Below are 16,643 nucleotides of genomic sequence, written 5' to 3' on the forward strand. Positions count from 1 at the left end.
GACATGTGGGTGGGGCGGGTTCGTGAGTTCATTCTGGTGGCGGGCCTTTGGGCCCTGCCGGTCGTGGCCATTCTTTGGCTGGGTGGCGTCGTAGCGGCTTGGGCCCTGAGAACCTGGCCTGGGCTTGCCCCCTTCGCCTTTGGCCTGTTGGCCATCGTAATCCTGGGGAAGGCGGCCCTCTGGCTGGTGCGGGGAGGCCCCGGCGACCTCAGGCAGAAGCTGACACAGAAGTACTGGGGCAAGATCGACGCCGCACGGGCGCTTGAGAAAGCGGATCCCTTCCAGAAGCCCGCGCCCTTCAGGCTGGATCCGGAAGCCCCCGCCGGCGGCCTCGCCATCGGCATGGACAGCTTCATCAAGGCCATCACCGGGCTGGGCCTGGGAGTGATCCGGGTCATGGCGCCGAACGCGAGGCTCTGGCCGATCCCCCTCCGGCTGGTGACCCGGTATGACGACGTGGCTGCAGTCCTGACGACCCCAGCCGTCTTTGAGACCGCCTATGGCGCGGAAATGATGGACATGGGCCAAGGGGCCAACTTCGTGCTTGGCATGAATGGCGCTGAACACACTGCGGCGCGCCAGGTTCTCGACGCGGTCGTCGGACAGATCGCGAATCCCGGCGACCGCGCGCGGGTCGAGCGTCGGGCCGCCGAGGTGGCCACCGCCCTCGTGGAACAGGCGCAGGGCCGGATAGATGTGGTCGCCGACCTTATCCGGCGCACGGCCGCAGAGACCTGCATCGACTACTTCGGACTCGAGGCCCCGGACCCGGACGCCCTCGCCGACTGGACCATCGGCATCAACCGACTGGTCTTCGCCGATCCCTTCGGGGTCCCCGAGACCCGGTCCCAGGCCCTGCAGGCGGCCCTTCACTTCCGGGCGATTGTGGAGCGTAGCCTCGACGTCGCCAGGGCGAGGCGCGGGAACGACACCCTGATCGATCGCCTCCTCACTCTTCAGGATAAGGGCCAGATCACCCATGCCGAGATCATCAGCTTCCTGACCGGCAATGCGACGGGACTGATTCCGACGACGACCATCGGGATGACCGCCATCATCGAAGAGCTCCTTTCCTGGCCGGAATGGTGGACAGAGGCGCGGCGTGTCGCAGCGGTGGCGCGTAACGGTGGACCCGGCTCTGCAGTCGCCGCTCGAGCACGCCTGCGGGACATCCTGCTGGAAGCCGCGCGGCTGTCGCCGACCCTCTTCCCGGGCCAGTTCCGGATCGCCGCGGCCAAGGGCGTGATCGCCAAGGGGACGCTGCGCGCCGCTGCGGTCCGGCCTGGCGACCTGGTCATGGCGGCCACCGCCTCCGCCCTCCGGGATGGCCGTCGCTTCCATCGGCCCAACACCTTCAACCCCGACCGGCCCCTGGCGGAAAAGCAGGCCGCCGAGATCATGTTCGGCTGGGGGGTCCACAAGTGCGTCGGCATTCACCTGGCCGTCGCCGTGATGGTCGAGATCGCCGTGGCCCTCTTCTCGCGTGAGGACCTGCAGCCTGCGGCGGGCAACGCCGGCAAGGTGCGGTCTGCGGGTCCCTACCCGAGACACATGGAGATGACCTGGCGCCCGGACAGATCCGGCGGCGGGAATGCAAGGCCGGCCGTCTTCGCGGATCAGCAGACCCTGATGGTCATTGCGGCTCCTCTGCCGCCGGGAGCGAAGCCCGAAGTGATCCAGATGGCCCTGCAGGGCATGAGGCAGGCGCCAGGCAACGGCGGCCTTGGAACCGCCGACATCGTTCACTTCGCTTCCTTCAGCGTCCTTGACCTGGGCACGGCGACCAAGCCCGAGCATTGGCTCGTGGGTGACCTGAATGTGGACGGGGACGCCGGGTCGGCGATCGCCGCCCTTGCCAGTGAGATGACGGACTGGCTTCCCGTCTTCAGGCAGGTGGATCCCTCTCTGGCCACAACGGACGACCTTGCACGGTTCCTGAGCCAGAACGTCCTGGACATCCGGTGCACGCCCTGGGGCGCGACAGGCCTCCAGTATCCGGGGTCCGTCGGAATCTCCGCCTCGGATATCCGCCGGCAGAAGGACCTCGCGGATTTCGTGCGAGAGGTGATCGACTATCTGAACCTTCATGGCCCGGTGGAGTCCGGCCTCGGCGCTCGGGGTACGGAGGCCGTCCCCGACGCCCTGAACGTCCTGGACACAGTCCGGCGACTTATCCGCCAGGATCCGAGTGTCGTCCCGACCGCGCCCGATCCAATCGCGATGGGGCCATTGTTCCAGAGGGGCGCCGCCTTCAGGAGCTTCCTGATCCGGCCGAGGAGCCAGCGGCTTGCCTTTGCGGACTACGTGACGAGCCCGGACAGTGAGAACCCTCCGCCAGGCCGGGTCGCCGCCCTTATCGCTGCGGACCGCCAGAGGGCGGTAACCCTCGGCGTCCTCCTGGCCCTCGCTGTAGGCATCGTGGCGTCCCTTCGGATCTTTCCGGGCGGAGGCCCTCTCCCCGGCGTCCTCGACATCGCCGGCATCGTCGGAGAGAGCCTCATCTGGGTCGCGATTACGGCCCTGGTCACCGCCGGCCTGGCGGCGGGCGTGTTCACGCTCCTCCTGCTCGCCCACGAGGCGGGCGACCGCGGTGACCCGAGCAACGCCTCTCCCGCTCAGGTCACGGAGGTCGAGACCTTCGAGAACGAACCGGGGTACGCGCAGAACCACATGATCTCGGTCACCCGGCTGAAGGCGGGACCGTTCCGCCGGTACACCCTCGCCCTCGGCATGTGGCTCATCCGGCTCCTGGCGCTGTTCGCGTTCCGGCAGGGTAACCTGGCGCGGATGGGAACCATCCACTTCGCCCGCTGGGTGAAGCCGCCGGGCACGAAGGCCCTGGTCTTCCTGTCCAACTACGACGGCTCCTGGCTGAGCTACCTGGAGGACTTCACCGCCCTGGCGTCGACAGGCCTGAACATGGCGTGGGGGCACAGCCAGGGCGCGCCCACCCCGCGACTGCTCGTGCTGGATGGCGCGTCAGACGCAGACGCCTTCAAGCGTTTCGCCAAGCGCTCCCTGCAGAAAACCAACTTCTGGTTCTCGGGCTATCCGGGCCTGACCCTGGAGAACATCCGCAGAAATGCGCTGATCCACGACGGCCTCATGCGGGCCTCCAACACCAGCGAGGCGCGGGACTGGCTCGACATGCTGGCCTCGGTCAAGCGGCCGGACCAGGAGATCGAGACCCCCGAGGTCCAGACCCTGATCCTCCGGGGCCTTGGCTCCCTGCCGGCCATGGCCTGCGGACTAGTCAGGTTTGATTCCGCCGCCAATCTCGGCGCCTGGGCCGATACCCTGACCCGGACCGTGACCTTCGGGAACGAGGACCCTGACCCGCATCGGTGGGAGCAGCGGCTCTGGTCCCAGGTTCTGACTGGCGATCGACGCGACCTGCCGGAGGAGCCTACGGCGACCTTCGTGGCCTTTACGGCCACCGGACTGACCAAACTGGGCTTGCCGGCGCCGGACTCCGGCACGGGGCTCGGCTCCTTCCTGGCCCCATTCAACCAGGGCATGGGAGGTCGGTCCCGCGTACTGAGGGACGCCGGACCATCGTCTCCGGCCGCCTGGCGATGGTCAGACGCCTCTCCCTGGACCGGGCGTCCTGAAGATGATCGCTCCGTGGACGCAGTACTGCTGGTCTACGGGGTCAATCCGGGGACCTGTCATGCGGTCATCAACAGCCACGTAGGGGCCCACGGGCTCACGCTGGTGAAGATGATCACCAGCCCGGTCCGTCCGGTCCTGGAGAATGGCCTGCGGGCTGAGCCGTTTGGGTTTGCCGACGGTATCTCCAACCCGGCCATCAAGGGTCTTCGGGGGAACCCAGGGCTGAAGGCCGACCAGGTCTCCCCCGGGGAGATCCTGCTGGGCTATCCCCACATGCGCGGCGGCCTGCCCCCGACCTGCGAGATCCCCGGGCACCTCGATCCACTGGACATCCTTCCCGCGATCCGCGGCCAGGCATACAGGCGCTATCCGGCCTTTGGACTGGAGACCGGTGCGGCGGCGGACCATGATTTCGGCCGCAACGGGACCTTCCTGGTGGTGCGCCAACTGGAACAGGATGTGGCGGCCTTCATCGACTACACGCGGCAGGCGGCCGCAGCCCTCGTGGGCCAGGCTGGCGCCCCCAGGGTCGACGCCGAGTGGGTCGCCGCCAAGATGGTGGGGAGATGGAGGGATGGATCGCCGGTGGTTCTGTACCCCGACCGGCAGCCGCGAAAGCCCGACATGACCAATGACTTCCTCTACGCCACTCTGGACCCCCGGGGTTTCGCCTGCCCCCTCGGGTCCCATGTCCGGCGTACGAATCCGCGGGACAGCCTGATGGCCGACGACCTCAAGACGCCCAACCACATCAGCAGCCACCGGATCCTCCGTCGCGGCCGGGCCTACCTCGAGACCGAAGGAGAGGGAAAGCAATCCGAGGGCCTGATCTTCCTGGCCGCCTGCGCCGACCTCGAGCGGCAGTTCGAGTTCGTCCAGCAGACCTGGATCGGCGATCCGTCCTTCCATGGCCTGACCGGCGAATCCGACCCTGCCGTGGACTCGGACGGCAGGCTTCAGGACCTGTCCCTGCCGGACGGCCGGACGGTGCGCCGGCTGAGGGGCATCCCCGACTTCGTGACCGTGCGGGGTGGCGGCTACTTCTTCATGCCGAGCCGGTCGGCCCTGCACTACCTGGCGGACAGGGCCCAGAGGCTCGGAGGGGCTCAGCCGACTTTAGGCGGGCCTCAGCCCACCTTCGGTGACAGGGCGCCGGAGGCGTAGCGCTTCGCCATCTCCGACAGGGGAACCGGCCTGATCTTCGAGGCGTGGCCGGCGGTTCCGAACTCCTCGAACCGCTGGCGGCAGACGGCGCGCATGGCCTCCATGGCGGGCTTGAGGTACTTGCGCGGGTCGAACTCGCCGGGGTTCTCGGCGAAGACCTTGCGGATGGCGCCGGTCATGGCCATCCGGTTGTCGGTGTCGATGTTGATCTTCCGTACGCCGTTCTTGATGCCGCGCTGGATCTCCTCCACCGGCACGCCCCAGGTCTGGGGCATCTCGCCGCCGTACTGGTTGATGATGTCCTGGAGCTCCTGGGGCACGCTGGAAGAGCCATGCATGACCAGGTGGGTGTTGGGCAGGCGGCGGTGGATCTCCTCGATCACGTGCATGGCCAGGACGTCGCCGTCCGGCTTGCGGGTGAACTTGTAGGCGCCGTGGCTGGTGCCCATGGCGATGGCCAGGGCGTCGACCTGGGTGGCCTTCACGAAGGCCACGGCCTGGTCGGGATCGGTCAGCAGCTGGTCATGGTCGAGCTTGCCCTCGAATCCGTGGCCGTCCTCCTTCTCGCCCATGCCGGTCTCAAGGCTGCCCAGCACGCCGAGCTCGCCCTCCACCGAGGCGCCGACCCAATGGGCCATGTCCACCACGTTGCGGGTGACCCGGACGTTGTAGTCGTAGTCAGCGGGGGTCTTGCCGTCGGCCATCAGCGAGCCGTCCATCATCACCGAGGTGAAGCCGTACTGGATGGCGGTGGCGCAGGTGGCCTCGTTGTTCCCGTGGTCCTGGTGCATGCAGATCGGGATGTGCGGGTACATCTCGGCCAGGGCGTCGATCAGGTGCTTCAGGACGATGTCGTTGGCGTAGGAGCGGGCGCCGCGGCTGGCCTGGATGATGACGGGCGAGTCCGTCGCCTCAGCCGCCTCGAGGATGGCCAGCCCCTGCTCCATATTGTTGATGTTGAAGGCCGGGACGCCGTAGCCGTGCTCGGCGGCGTGGTCGAGGAGCTGTCGCAGGGTGATCCGGGCCATGTGCCGTCTCCGTTAGCGTTGGGTCTGTTTCGTCAGGGCGGCGACGCCGGGCAGGATCTTGCCCTCCATCCACTCCAGGAAGGCGCCGCCGGCGGTCGAGACAAAGGTGAAACCATCGGCGCAGCCGGCGTGGTGCAGGGCCGCGACCGTATCGCCCCCGCCGGCCACCGCGACGAGCTTGCCGGCCTTGACCAGGTCGGCGGCGGCGCGGGCCGCGTCAACCGTGCCGCGGTCGAAGGGCGGCATCTCGAAGACGCCGAGCGGGCCGTTCCAGATCAGGGTCTTCGAATTGCCCATGGCCCGGCGCAGGCGCTCGACCGTCTTGGGACCGGCGTCGAGAATCCGCTCCTCGTCGTCCATGGCGCCCAGCTCGCGCACCCGCGCCGGAGCGCCGGGGGCCAGCTTCTCGGCCACGACGATGTCGATGGGCAGGAAGAGCTTGCAGTTGTGCTGGCCGGCCAGGCGGATGATCTCCCGCGCCGTGTCCGCCAGGTCCTTCTCGCAGTAGGAGGCGCCGACCTCATGCCCCTGGGCGTAGAGGAAGGTGTTGGCCATGCCCCCGCCGATGGCCAGCTTGTCCAGCCGGGTGACGAGGTTCGACAACAGGTCCAACTTGGTCGAGACCTTGGAGCCGCCGACAATGCCCATGACCGGGCGTTCCGGCCGGCCCAGGGCGCGGTCCAGGGCGTTCAGCTCCAGCCGCATCTGCTCGCCGGCGCAGGCGGGCAGGAGGTGGGCCAGGCCCTCGGTGGAAGCGTGCGCCCTGTGGGCGGCCGAGAAGGCGTCGTTGACATAGAGGTCGCCATTGACAGCCAGGGCGCGGGCGAAGGCCGGATCATTGGCCTCCTCGCCCGGATAGAAGCGGACATTCTCCAGGAGGATCACGTCGCCGGGCGCCATGGCGGCGACGGCCGCGGCCACGTCCTTGCCTGCGCAGTCCGGGACGAAGGTCACAGGTCGCCCCAGAACCGCTGACAGGGCCGGGGCGATGGGCGCCAGGCTCATCTCCGGGACCCACTTGCCCTTGGGCCGGTCGAAATGGGCCAGCAGGATCACCTTCGCCCCACCGGCGCGGAGCTTCTCGATGGTCGGGACGGCCGCCCTCAGCCGGGTGTCGTCGGTGACGGCGCCGTCCGCCATGGGGACGTTGAAGTCCACCCGGACCAGGGCCCTGACGCCGGCCAGGGAAACGTCGTCGAGGGTCTGGAAGGCCATGGGCTCAGATCAGGCGGGCCATGGCCGCGGCGGTGTCGGCCATCCGCGTGGAGAAGCCCCACTCGTTGTCGTACCAGGACAGGATCCGGCCAAGGCCGCCGTCGATCACCTGGGTCTGGGCCAGGGCGACGGTTGACGAGGCGGCCACATGGTTGAAGTCGGTGGAGACCAGGGCCTCGTCGGTCACCGCCAGGACGCCCTTCAGGGGGCCTTCGGCGGCGGCGCGCAGGGCGTCGTTGATTTCCTTGACGGTCAGGGTGCGGCCCGGGGTCCAGACCAGGTCCACCACCGAGACGTTCGGGGTCGGCACCCGGATGGACGAGCCGTCCAGCTTGCCCTGCAGGGCGGGGATGACCAGGCCCAGGGCCTTGGCGGCGCCGGTGGAGGTGGGGATCATGGACATGGCCGCGGCGCGGGCGCGGTAGAGGTCCTTGTGCATGGTGTCCAGCGTCGGCTGGTCGCCCGTGTAGGAGTGGATGGTGGTCATGTAGCCGCGCTCGATGCCGGCCAGCTCCTGCAGGACCTTGGCCACCGGAGCCAGGCAGTTTGTGGTGCAGGAGGCGTTGGAGACCACCAGGTCGGCGGCGGTCAGGGTGTCGTGGTTCACCCCATAGACGATGGTCTTGTCGGCGTTGTCGCAGGGCGCGCTGACCAGGACCCGCTTGGCGCCGGCCGTCAGGTGGGCGCTGGCCTTGTCCTTGGAGGTGAAGATGCCGGTGCACTCGAAGGCGATGTCGACACCCAGTTCGCGGTGCGGCAGTTCGGCGGGATCGCGGACGGCGGTGACCTTGATCTTGCCGCGGCCGACGTCGATCGTGTCGCCGTCCACCTTCACCTCGCCGGCGAAGCGGCCGTGGACGCTGTCATAGCGGAACAGGTGGGCGTTGGTCTCGACGGGACCCAGGTCGTTGATCGCCACGACCTCGATGTCCGTCCGGCCGTGCTCGACCAGGGAGCGCAGGATGTTGCGGCCGATCCGGCCGAATCCGTTGATGGCGACACGCACAGTCATGAATCGGTCTCCGAACCTTTAACTTCGCTGGTTGGCGGCGGTTTTTTAGGTCCGGGGCAGGGAAGTCAACCCTGACGATCACGGTTTCGGGAGCGACAGGCTCCGTCCCGCCGAATCCTGTGGTCAGCCCCCGACGACCCGCACCTTCCCGGCCGCCTCCGCCGCCCTCGCCCGGGCGGTGTCGACATCGTCGGCGCGGGCCAGTGCGACCCCCATGCGCCGCCGCTCGAAGGCCTCGGGCTTGCCGAAGAGGCGCAGGTCCGCGCCGGGGACAGACAGGGCGGCGGCGACCCCTTCGAAGGCCACGCCACGCCCCTCAAGACCGCCGTAGATCACCGCGCTGGCGCCGGTCTCGCGCAGGGTCGCATCGACGGGCAGGCCCAGTATGGCGCGTGCGTGCAGGGCGAATTCGCTCTGGACCTGGGTGGCCAGGGTGACCAGGCCGGTGTCGTGCGGCCGGGGGCTGACCTCGGAGAACCAGACGTCGTCGCCCTTCACGAAGAGCTCGACGCCGAAAACGCCCAACCCGCCCAGCTCGGCGGTCACCGCCCCGGCGATCCGCCGCGACCGCTCCAGGGCGGCGGAGGACATGGCCTGGGGCTGCCAGCTTTCCACATAGTCGCCCTTCACCTGGCGGTGCCCGATGGGCGCGCAGAAGTCGGTGCGCACGGCGCCTTCGGCGCCCAGGCTGCGGACCGTCAGCTGGGTGATCTCGAAGTCGAAGTCGACCCGACCCTCGACGATGACCCGGGGTTGCTCCACCCGGCCGCCTTCCAGGGCGTAGCGCCAGGCGGCGGCGATGCCTTCGGCCCCCTCGACAAAGGACTGGCCCTTGCCGGACGAGCTCATCACCGGCTTCACGAAGCAGGGAAAGCCCGTGACCTGGGCCGCCGCCTCGGCCAGTTCGGCCTCGGAGCTGGCGAAGGCGTAGGTGGAGGTCGGCAGTCCCAGGGCCTCGGCGGCCAGTCGGCGGATGCCCTCGCGGTTCATGGTCAGCTGGGCGGCCCTGGCGGTGGGAATGACCGTCGCCAGGCCCTCGGCCTCCAGGCGCACCAGCTCATCCGTGGCGATGGCCTCGATCTCGGGCACGATCAGGTGGGGCCGCTCGGCCTCCACCAGGGCGCGCAGGGCCGCTGCATCCGTCATGGCCAGGACGTGGCTGCGGTGGGCGACCTGCATGGCCGGGGCGTCGGCGTAGCGGTCGGCGGCGATGACCTCGCAGCCCAGGCGCTGGAGCTCGATCACCACCTCCTTGCCCAGTTCGCCCGAGCCCAGCAGCAGGACCCGGACGGCGGAGGGCGAGAGGGGCGTGCCCAGGCGGGCCGGCGGGGCCACGGCTCAGCCCAGCTTCTGGCGGACGGCGTCCGCCACCGCCTGGGGCGTGATGGCGAAGGCCTCATAGAGCCGCTCGGCCGGGGCGGAGGCGCCAAAGCCCTTCATGCCGACAAAGATCCCGTCGGCGCCGATGAAGCGGTCCCAGCCCATGCGGACGCCCGCCTCGACGGCGGCCCTGACCTCGGTCTCGCCGATGACGGCGGCCTTGTAGCGGTCGGTCTGGGCCTCGAAGAGCTCCCAGCAGGGGGCGGAGACCACGCGGGTCCCGATGCCCTCGGCCTCGAGCAGGTCGCGGGCGGCCAGGGCGACGGCCACCTCGGTGCCCGTGGCGAACAGGGTGACCCGAGCGGGGGAGCCGGCGGCGGCCAGCTGGTAGGCGCCATGGGCCGACAGGTTCTCGCCGGAGGCGGCGGTGCGCACGGCGGGAACCTTCTGGCGGGACAGGGCCATGACAGACGGCGTGGTCCGGGCGGAGACGGCCAGCTTCCAGCACTCGGCGGTCTCCACCGCGTCGGCGGGGCGGAAGACCAGGAGGTTGGGCATGGCCCGGAGGGAGGCCACGTGCTCCACCGGCTGGTGGGTGGGGCCGTCCTCGCCGACGCCGATGGAGTCGTGCGTCATCACATGGACGACCCGGGCCCCCATCAGGGCGCCCAGGCGGATGGCGGGGCGCGAATAGTCCGAGAAGACCAGGAAGGTGCCCGAGAAGGGGATCACGCCCCCGTGCAGGGCCATGCCGTTCATCGCCGCGGCCATGCCGTGCTCGCGCACGCCCCAGTGGACGTACCGCCCCGCATAGTCCGGGACGTCGAAGGCGGCCGTTCCCTTGACGAAGGTGTTGTTGGACCCGGTCAGGTCCGCCGAACCGCCGATCATCTCGGGAATGGCCGGGAAAAGGTGATCGAGAGCCGAGCCGGAGTGCTGGCGGGTGGCCGCCGCGGGCCTGGCGTCCACCGCCGCGGCGATGTGGGCGTCGAGGGCCTCGAAGGCCCCGGCCGGAAGCTCGCCGGCCATGGCGCGCTGGAAGTCGCCGGCCTTGGGCGAGGTCGCCAGCCGGCCCTGCCAGGACTTGCGGGTGCGCACACCCTTCCGGCCGGCCCGGCGCCAGGCCTTCACCAGGTCCTCCGGCAGCTCGAAGGGCGGCAGGTTCCAGCCCATGGCCTTGCGGGCCTCGGCGATCTCGCCGTCGAACAGGGTGTAGCCGTGGCTGTGCGGGTCGCCTTCCTTGGGCCCGGCGCCCTTGGAGATGCGGGTGCGGCAGGCGATCAGGGTCGGGCGGTCCTGCTTGGTCGCCCAGCGGAGGGCGGCGGCGATCTTGCCGTGGTCGTGCCCGTCCACCGCCCTGACCGCCCAGCCATAGGCCTTGAAGCGGGCCAGCTGGTCGCCGGTCTCGGCGATGGTCGCCTCACCATCGATCGTGGTGTTGTTGTCGTCGAACAGGACGGTCAGCCGGTTCAGCCGGAACCGTCCGGCGATGGAGGCGGCCTCGTGGCTGACGCCCTCCATCAGGCAGCCGTCGCCGGCGATGACCCAGGTCCGGTGGTCCACCAGGTCCTCGCCGAACCGGGCGGCCAGGTGGCGCTCGGCCATGGCCATGCCGACGGCGGTGGCGATGCCCTGGCCCAGAGGACCGGTGGTGGTCTCGACCCCAGGGGTGTGCCCGAACTCCGGATGTCCGGGGGTGTTGGAGCCCCACTGCCGGAAGTTCCGGACCTGGTCCATCGTCACCGCCTTGAACCCGGTCAGGTGCAGCAGGGCGTAGAGCAGCATGGAGCCATGACCGGCCGACAGGACGAACCGGTCGCGGTCGGCCCAGTCCGGCCGCGAGGCGTCGAACTTCAGGAACTTCGTCCACAGCACGGTGGCCACGTCGGCCATGCCCATGGGCATGCCCTGGTGGCCGGACTTGGCCCTGTGCACCGCATCCATCGAGAGGACGCGGATGGCGTCGGCCATTTTCACGGGCGAGACAGGCATGGGGGGAATCCGGTTGTCGGCGGGAAGAGGCTTGGGCCTCGCACAGGGGACCGGAAGGGTCAAGAAAGGTAAGTGTTCCGGCGGCGCGGCGTATGGCGCTATAGAGGGAAGGCAACCTCCGGAGTCCCTCATGACCCAGGACGAATCCGCCCTCGACCAGGCCGCCAGGCGGCTGGATCGCGCCCTGTCCCTGCTCGAGCAGGAACTCGCCGGACGCCGGGCTGGCGGCGAAGGCGAACTGTTCGACCCCGCCCGCAGCGGCCTTGCCGCCGAACTGGAGCGAAGCCGCCAGCGGGAGCGCCATCTCGAGGCCGCAGGCGCCGATGCCTCGCGCGCCCTCGGCCAGGCCATCGCCCAGATCGAAGCGGTGCTGGGCGGCGGAAGGGAAGGCTGAACCATGGCCCAGGTGACCCTCAGCGTGAATGGCCGTCCCTACGTGGTCGGCTGCGAGGACGGCCAGGAGGCCCACCTCACAGAGCTGGCCCGCCTTTTCGACGCCCAGGTGCAACAGGTCTCCAAGGATGTCGGCCAGCTTGGCGAGACCCGGCTCTTCCTGATGGCGGCCCTGCTCCTCGCCGACGAGTTGTCCGATCTCCGGGGCCGCCTGGCGGGCCTGCAGGCTGACCACGCCCGGCTCCAGTCCGAGGCCGGGTCCGTCGAGGGCCGGGCTGTCGCGGCCCTGGAGGCCGCCGCCCGTCGCGTCGAGAAGCTGGCCGGGGCCTGACGTCGCGCGCCGGCCTTGCCGCAGGGGCCTGCCGGACCTAGACTGGGAAGTGGCGGGTCTTGCTGCAGCTCGCGTCGAAGGCGACTAATCCCAGCGACCTTAATTCACTCGAAGGGAGCTGTCCCTGGCCGGGTCCGTGGACCCGGGCACATGGCGCCCACCTGGTTATCCAGGTCGAGGGGATTGAACAGTCCTTCACGGTTTCCGCGGCGCCGCCACCTCTTTTCCCGGACACGCCTTGCCGTCCAGCGACCCTGACCCAGACTCCCGACACGACCTGCGAAGGCGCCTCAGGCGCCGGCGCAGGGCGCTGGCGATCGCCGCGCCGGATGCGGGCGAGGCTGCGGCCCGTCACCTGCCCCCCGACGCCCTGCCCCGGGTCCGCACCTTCGCCGCCTACCTGCCGGCGGGGGGCGAAATCGATCCCGGCCCCCTCTCAGTGCGACTGCTGGCCCTGGGCGCCGAGCGGCTCCTGCCGCGGGCCCTCGAGGACGGGAGCCTGAAGTTCCTGGACGCCCCGCTGGACGCGCCCCTCGCGCCGGACGCCGTCGGCGTCCCCGCCCCGCTCCCGGACAGCCCCGAGCGGCGCCCCGACCTCGTCATCACGCCGCTTGTCGGCTTCGACCGGTTCGGCGGCCGCCTCGGCCAGGGGGGCGGCCACTACGACCGGGCCCTGGAACGGCTGAGAAGGACCGGCCCCGTCTTCGTCCTGGGCCTGGCCTTCGCCGGGCAGGAGGTGGACAGGCTGGCGCTTGAGCCCCACGATCAGACCCTTGACGCCGTCCTGACAGAGGCCGGATACCGCAGCCTCCCCCAGGCCTGAAGGAACAGCATGCGTTTCGCCTTTTTCGGAGACGTGGTCGGGAAGTCCGGCCGGGACGGCCTGGCCGACCACCTGCCCGGCCTGCGCCGGCGGCTCGACCTGGAATTCGTCATCATCAACGCCGAGAATGCGGCGGCGGGGTTCGGCATCACCGAGCGCACAGCCCGCGACCTCTTCGACGCCGGCGCCGACTGCCTGACCCTGGGCAACCACGCCTGGGACCAGAAGGAGGCCATGACCTACATCGTCCGCGAGCCCCGGCTGATCCGCCCCCTGAACTATCCGGTCCTGGCCGATGCGCCGGGCCTGGGCGCCAACCTCTTCGAGACCCGCGGCGGGCGGCGCATCCTGGTGATCAACCTCCTGGGCCGGGTCCACATGGACAGCCTGGACGACCCCTTCGCCGCCGTGGACCGCGAGCTCGACAAGGCCCCCCTGGGCATGGTGGCCGACGCCGTGGTGGTGGACATGCACGCGGAGGTGACCTCGGAGAAGATGGCCATGGGCCACTTCTGCGACGGACGGGCGAGCCTGGTGGTCGGGACCCACACCCACGTTCCCACCGCCGACGCCCAGATCCTGCCCGGCGGCACCGCCTACCAGACCGACGCCGGCGCATGCGCCGACTATGACAGCGTCATCGGCAACATGAAGGAAGAGCCCCTCCGCAGGTTCACGACCCGGATCTCCGGCGGTCGGTTCAAGCCGGCGGAGGGTCCGGCCACCGTATGCGGGGTCTTTGTCGAGACCGACGACGCCACCGGCCTCGCGCTGAGGATCGCCCCCATCCGGATCGGGGGGCGCCTCGCCGAGACCGTTCCCGACCTCAGTCCGGCCGCCGCCTGAAGAAGCGACCGAACCCGGAAGCCGGCGCCTGCCGGGCCTCCAGACGCGCCTGCAGGACCGGCAGGGTCAGGCCGCCGCTCGCGGCCTCGTCCAACAGGGCGAAGCGACGGCCAGCGGCCTGGGACTGCTCTTCCGCGGTGATCTTGCCGTCATAGTTCCGGTCGGCCCCGCGGACGGGCTGGGGTTCGTCCAGGAGGCCGAAGGAGGAGGCCCCGTCCAGGCCCCGGCTTCGCGGCGCCGGTGCGCCCGGCTCGCCCCGGTCGGACCGGAAGGCGGCGGACTGGGGCAGGATCTCGGGCGCCACCTCGTTCTCGTAGGCGTTGTTCTCGAAACCATCCACGCGCCCGTCACGGTCGGCGTCCAGCCGGGCGTGGAACCTGAGGCCGTCTGCGGCGAACTCCTTCCGGGTCAGGGTCCCGTCATGGTCGGCGTCGGCGCCGGCGAACCAGTCAGCAAGCCCCGTGGCCGACCGGAAGGGCTCGCCAAATGGGCTGATGAACAGGGCGTCGCCGGCCGGCGCCTTCGCCGGGGACGACTGGCCGTTGGCCGTCGCGGCGGGAAGGAGCCCCACCGAGGCGATGGCCAGTCCAAGCCCGGGTCCGGCCAGGCCCCGGGCCCGGCGCAAAGGGGAACGACTCATGTTGCGAACTCCCGATTGGGTGGGAAGACAGAACGGTCTTGCGACGGCGTCAATGTGGCGCCGCCGCTCGGGGACGGCTTCGGGGCTTGCCAATGGGGGACCGGTGGCGGAGTCTTCCACCATGGCGTCGCTGATGGAACGCCGGAGGTCCGACATGCTGCATTTTCTGCTTCGCGCGCTTTTCGCCGCCTTTGGCCTGGCCATCGCCTCGCGGATTGTTCCCGGAGTGACCTACGACGCGCCCCTGACCCTGTTCCTGGCCGCCCTGCTCCTGGGGGTGGTCAACGCCCTCCTGAGGCCGCTGCTGGTGATCCTGACCCTTCCCGTCACCGTCGTCACCTTCGGGCTTTTCCTTCTGGTGATCAACGCGGGCATGATCCTGCTGGTCTCGAGGATCATTCCCGGCTTCCACATCTCCGGCTTCTGGCCGGCCGTGGTGGCGGCGGTCGTCACCGGGGTCACAAGCTGGGCCGGCTACATGCTGTTGGGCGACCTGAAGCGCCTGAACACGCGGGCTGGCTGACGTCCGGAAACGAAAAAGGGGGCGGGGCCTGAAGCCCCGCCCCCCGGACTTTCGGGAAACGACCTGGATCAGAAGTCCATGTCGCCCATGCCGCCCATGCCGCCGGGCATGCCCGGAGCGCCGCCGGCGCCGCCCTTCTTGGGGGCCTCGACGATGGCGGCTTCCGTGGTGATCAGCAGGCCGGCCACCGAGGCGGCGTCCTGCAGGGCGGTGCGAACCACCTTGGCCGGGTCGATGACGCCGGCCTTCACCATGTCCACGTACTCTTCGGTCTGGGCGTTGAAGCCGAAGGTGGGCGAGCTGTTCTCGAGCACCTTGCCGACCACGATCGAGCCTTCGACGCCGGCGTTCTCGGAGATCTGCCGGATCGGGGCCTGGAGGGCGCGACGCACGATGGCGACACCGGCCTCCTGGTCGTCGTTGTCACCCTTCAGGCCGTCGAGGGCCTTGGAGGCCTTCAGCAGGGCCACGCCGCCGCCGGGGACGATGCCTTCTTCCACGGCCGCGCGGGTCGCGTTGAGGGCGTCATCGACGCGGTCCTTCTTTTCCTTCACCTCGACTTCGGTCGAGCCGCCGACGCGGATCACGGCGACGCCGCCGGCCAGCTTGGCCAGCCGCTCCTGCAGCTTTTCCTTGTCGTAGTCCGAGGTGGTGTCCTCGATCTGGCGCTTGATCTGGCCGATGCGGGCCTCGATGCCGTCCTTGGCGCCGGCGCCGTCGACGATGGTGGTGTCGTCCTTGGTGATCGACACCTTCTTGGCGCGGCCCAGCATTTCGAGGGTCACGTTCTCAAGCTTGATGCCGAGGTCCTCGGAGATCAGCTCACCGCCGGTCAGGATGGCGATGTCCTCGAGCATGGCCTTGCGGCGGTCGCCGAAGCCCGGGGCCTTGACGGCCGCGACCCGCAGGCCGCCGCGGAGCTTGTTGACCACCAGGGTGGCCAGGGCCTCGCCCTCGACGTCCTCGGCGATGATCAGCAGGGGACGGCCGGACTGCACGACGGCCTCGAGGACCGGCAGCAGGGGCTGGAGGGAGGTCAGCTTCTTCTCGAAGAGCAGGATCAGGGGCTCGTCGAGTTCAGCCTCCATCTTGTCGGCGTTGGTGATGAAGTACGGCGACAGGTAGCCGCGGTCGAACTGCATCCCCTCGACGACGTCGAGCTCGGTCTCGGCGGTCTTGGCCTCTTCGACCGTGATCACGCCTTCATTGCCGACCTTGTCCATGGCCTTGGCGATCATCTCGCCAACCTCAGTGTCGCCGTTGGCGGAGATGGTGCCGACCTGGGCGATCTCGGCGTTGGTGGTGACCTTGCGCGAGGACTCGCGGATGGACTCGACCACCTTGGCCACGGCCTTGTCGACGCCGCGCTTCAGGTCCATCGGGTTCATGCCCGCGGCGACCGACTTCATGCCCTCGACCACGATGGCCTGGGCCAGGACGGTGGCGGTGGTGGTGCCGTCGCCGGCCTTGTCGTTGGTCTTGGAGGCGACTTCACGGATCAGCTGGGCGCCGAGGTTCTCGAAGCGGTCAGACAGCTCGATTTCCTTGGCGACGGACACGCCGTCCTTGGTGGAGCGGGGCGCGCCGAAGGACTTCTCGATGACCACGTTGCGGCCCTTGGGGCCCAGGGTCACCTTCACGGCGTTGGCGAGGGTGTTCACGCCGCGCAGCATCCTGTCGCGGGCGTCGGAACCGAAATAGACGTCTTTGGCAGCCATTGGCTTACTCTTTCAGAAAGGGATTG

General features: G+C 69.5%; 13 protein-coding genes and 1 other RNA gene. 7 read left to right on the forward strand and 7 right to left on the reverse strand.

The annotated features are described in order from the left end of the window. The first annotated feature begins 3 nt into the window (after window positions 1-3). Window positions 4-4,776 (forward strand): cytochrome P450, encoded by a 4,773-nt coding sequence (locus HYN04_RS11355; protein WP_110450863.1) that lies wholly within the window; start codon window positions 4-6, stop codon window positions 4,774-4,776. Here the strand turns inward: HYN04_RS11355 and fba are convergent. The 5 genes from fba to tkt form a co-directional block, all read right to left on the reverse strand. Beyond that, a complete protein-coding gene (gene fba / locus HYN04_RS11360; protein ID WP_110450864.1) occupies window positions 4,740-5,804 on the reverse strand; it encodes a class II fructose-bisphosphate aldolase in 1,065 nt (354 codons plus the stop codon). The two genes, HYN04_RS11355 and fba, sit on opposite strands and share 37 nt — an antisense overlap. A 12-nt stretch (window positions 5,805-5,816) precedes the next feature. After that, the gene (locus HYN04_RS11365) at window positions 5,817-7,019 is read right to left on the reverse strand and encodes a phosphoglycerate kinase (protein ID WP_110450865.1); all 1,203 of its coding nucleotides are present in this window, start codon (window positions 7,017-7,019) and stop codon (window positions 5,817-5,819) included. Window positions 7,020-7,023: 4 nt separating this feature from the next. Beyond that, window positions 7,024-8,031 (reverse strand): type I glyceraldehyde-3-phosphate dehydrogenase, encoded by a 1,008-nt coding sequence (gap, locus tag HYN04_RS11370; RefSeq protein WP_110450866.1) that lies wholly within the window; start codon window positions 8,029-8,031, stop codon window positions 7,024-7,026. 123 nt (window positions 8,032-8,154) lie between these two features. Beyond that, window positions 8,155-9,366 carry a formate-dependent phosphoribosylglycinamide formyltransferase gene (gene purT, locus HYN04_RS11375; protein WP_110450867.1) on the reverse strand — a complete coding sequence of 404 codons (1,212 nt, stop codon included), beginning with the start codon at window positions 9,364-9,366 and terminating at the stop codon, window positions 8,155-8,157. Between the two features lie 3 nt (window positions 9,367-9,369). Then, window positions 9,370-11,343: a transketolase gene (gene tkt, locus HYN04_RS11380; protein ID WP_110450868.1), complete on the reverse strand. Its 1,974-nt coding sequence runs from the start codon at window positions 11,341-11,343 to the stop codon at window positions 9,370-9,372. 130 nt (window positions 11,344-11,473) lie between these two features. Between tkt and HYN04_RS11385 the strand changes: the two genes are divergently transcribed. The 5 genes from HYN04_RS11385 to HYN04_RS11405 all read left to right on the forward strand — a co-directional run bounded on the left by HYN04_RS11385 (window position 11,474) and on the right by HYN04_RS11405 (window position 13,736). Further along, a complete protein-coding gene (locus tag HYN04_RS11385) occupies window positions 11,474-11,737 on the forward strand; it encodes a DUF4164 family protein (RefSeq protein WP_110450869.1) in 264 nt (87 codons plus the stop codon). A 3-nt stretch (window positions 11,738-11,740) separates the two neighbouring features. Then, window positions 11,741-12,067, forward strand: a complete 327-nt coding sequence (locus HYN04_RS11390) for a cell division protein ZapA (RefSeq protein ID WP_110450870.1) — start codon at window positions 11,741-11,743, stop codon at window positions 12,065-12,067. A gap of 56 nt (window positions 12,068-12,123) precedes the next feature. Beyond that, a non-coding RNA gene (gene ssrS / locus HYN04_RS11395) (6S RNA) lies at window positions 12,124-12,284 on the forward strand. 21 nt (window positions 12,285-12,305) lie between these two features. Beyond that, the gene (locus HYN04_RS11400; protein ID WP_110451408.1) at window positions 12,306-12,890 is read left to right on the forward strand and encodes a 5-formyltetrahydrofolate cyclo-ligase; all 585 of its coding nucleotides are present in this window, start codon (window positions 12,306-12,308) and stop codon (window positions 12,888-12,890) included. Between the two features lie 9 nt (window positions 12,891-12,899). After that, entirely contained in the window at window positions 12,900-13,736 is an 837-nt protein-coding gene (locus tag HYN04_RS11405) for a TIGR00282 family metallophosphoesterase (protein ID WP_110450871.1), read from the forward strand. Here the strand turns inward: HYN04_RS11405 and HYN04_RS11410 are convergent. Further along, a complete protein-coding gene (locus HYN04_RS11410; RefSeq protein WP_162599639.1) occupies window positions 13,717-14,376 on the reverse strand; it encodes an EF-hand domain-containing protein in 660 nt (219 codons plus the stop codon). The two genes, HYN04_RS11405 and HYN04_RS11410, sit on opposite strands and share 20 nt — an antisense overlap. Before the next feature lie 154 nt (window positions 14,377-14,530). Between HYN04_RS11410 and HYN04_RS11415 the strand changes: the two genes are divergently transcribed. Further along, window positions 14,531-14,899: a phage holin family protein gene (locus tag HYN04_RS11415; protein ID WP_110451409.1), complete on the forward strand. Its 369-nt coding sequence runs from the start codon at window positions 14,531-14,533 to the stop codon at window positions 14,897-14,899. A gap of 68 nt (window positions 14,900-14,967) precedes the next feature. Here the strand turns inward: HYN04_RS11415 and groL are convergent, their stop codons facing one another. Next, complete coding sequence (gene groL / locus HYN04_RS11420; RefSeq protein WP_110450873.1) at window positions 14,968-16,617, reverse strand: chaperonin GroEL; 1,650 nt, start codon at window positions 16,615-16,617, stop codon at window positions 14,968-14,970. Window positions 16,618-16,643 lie beyond the last annotated feature (26 nt).

This window comes from Phenylobacterium parvum (assembly GCF_003150835.1).
Taxonomy (GTDB): domain Bacteria; phylum Pseudomonadota; class Alphaproteobacteria; order Caulobacterales; family Caulobacteraceae; genus Phenylobacterium; species Phenylobacterium parvum.

What these genes read in the sequence shown, in the direction of transcription:
- HYN04_RS11390 (WP_110450870.1), top strand. Translation starts at nt 11,741, where the DNA reads ATGGCCCAGGTGACCCTCAGCGTGAATGGCCGTCCCTACGTGGTCGGC.
- fba (WP_110450864.1), bottom strand. Translation starts at nt 5,804, where the DNA reads ATGGCCCGGATCACCCTGCGACAGCTCCTCGACCACGCCGCCGAGCAC.
- HYN04_RS11410 (WP_162599639.1), bottom strand. Translation starts at nt 14,376, where the DNA reads ATGAGTCGTTCCCCTTTGCGCCGGGCCCGGGGCCTGGCCGGACCCGGG.
- HYN04_RS11405 (WP_110450871.1), top strand. Translation starts at nt 12,900, where the DNA reads ATGCGTTTCGCCTTTTTCGGAGACGTGGTCGGGAAGTCCGGCCGGGAC.
- tkt (WP_110450868.1), bottom strand. Translation starts at nt 11,343, where the DNA reads ATGCCTGTCTCGCCCGTGAAAATGGCCGACGCCATCCGCGTCCTCTCG.
- gap (WP_110450866.1), bottom strand. Translation starts at nt 8,031, where the DNA reads ATGACTGTGCGTGTCGCCATCAACGGATTCGGCCGGATCGGCCGCAAC.
- HYN04_RS11355 (WP_110450863.1), top strand. Translation starts at nt 4, where the DNA reads ATGTGGGTGGGGCGGGTTCGTGAGTTCATTCTGGTGGCGGGCCTTTGG.
- HYN04_RS11415 (WP_110451409.1), top strand. Translation starts at nt 14,531, where the DNA reads ATGCTGCATTTTCTGCTTCGCGCGCTTTTCGCCGCCTTTGGCCTGGCC.
- groL (WP_110450873.1), bottom strand. Translation starts at nt 16,617, where the DNA reads ATGGCTGCCAAAGACGTCTATTTCGGTTCCGACGCCCGCGACAGGATG.
- HYN04_RS11365 (WP_110450865.1), bottom strand. Translation starts at nt 7,019, where the DNA reads ATGGCCTTCCAGACCCTCGACGACGTTTCCCTGGCCGGCGTCAGGGCC.
- HYN04_RS11385 (WP_110450869.1), top strand. Translation starts at nt 11,474, where the DNA reads ATGACCCAGGACGAATCCGCCCTCGACCAGGCCGCCAGGCGGCTGGAT.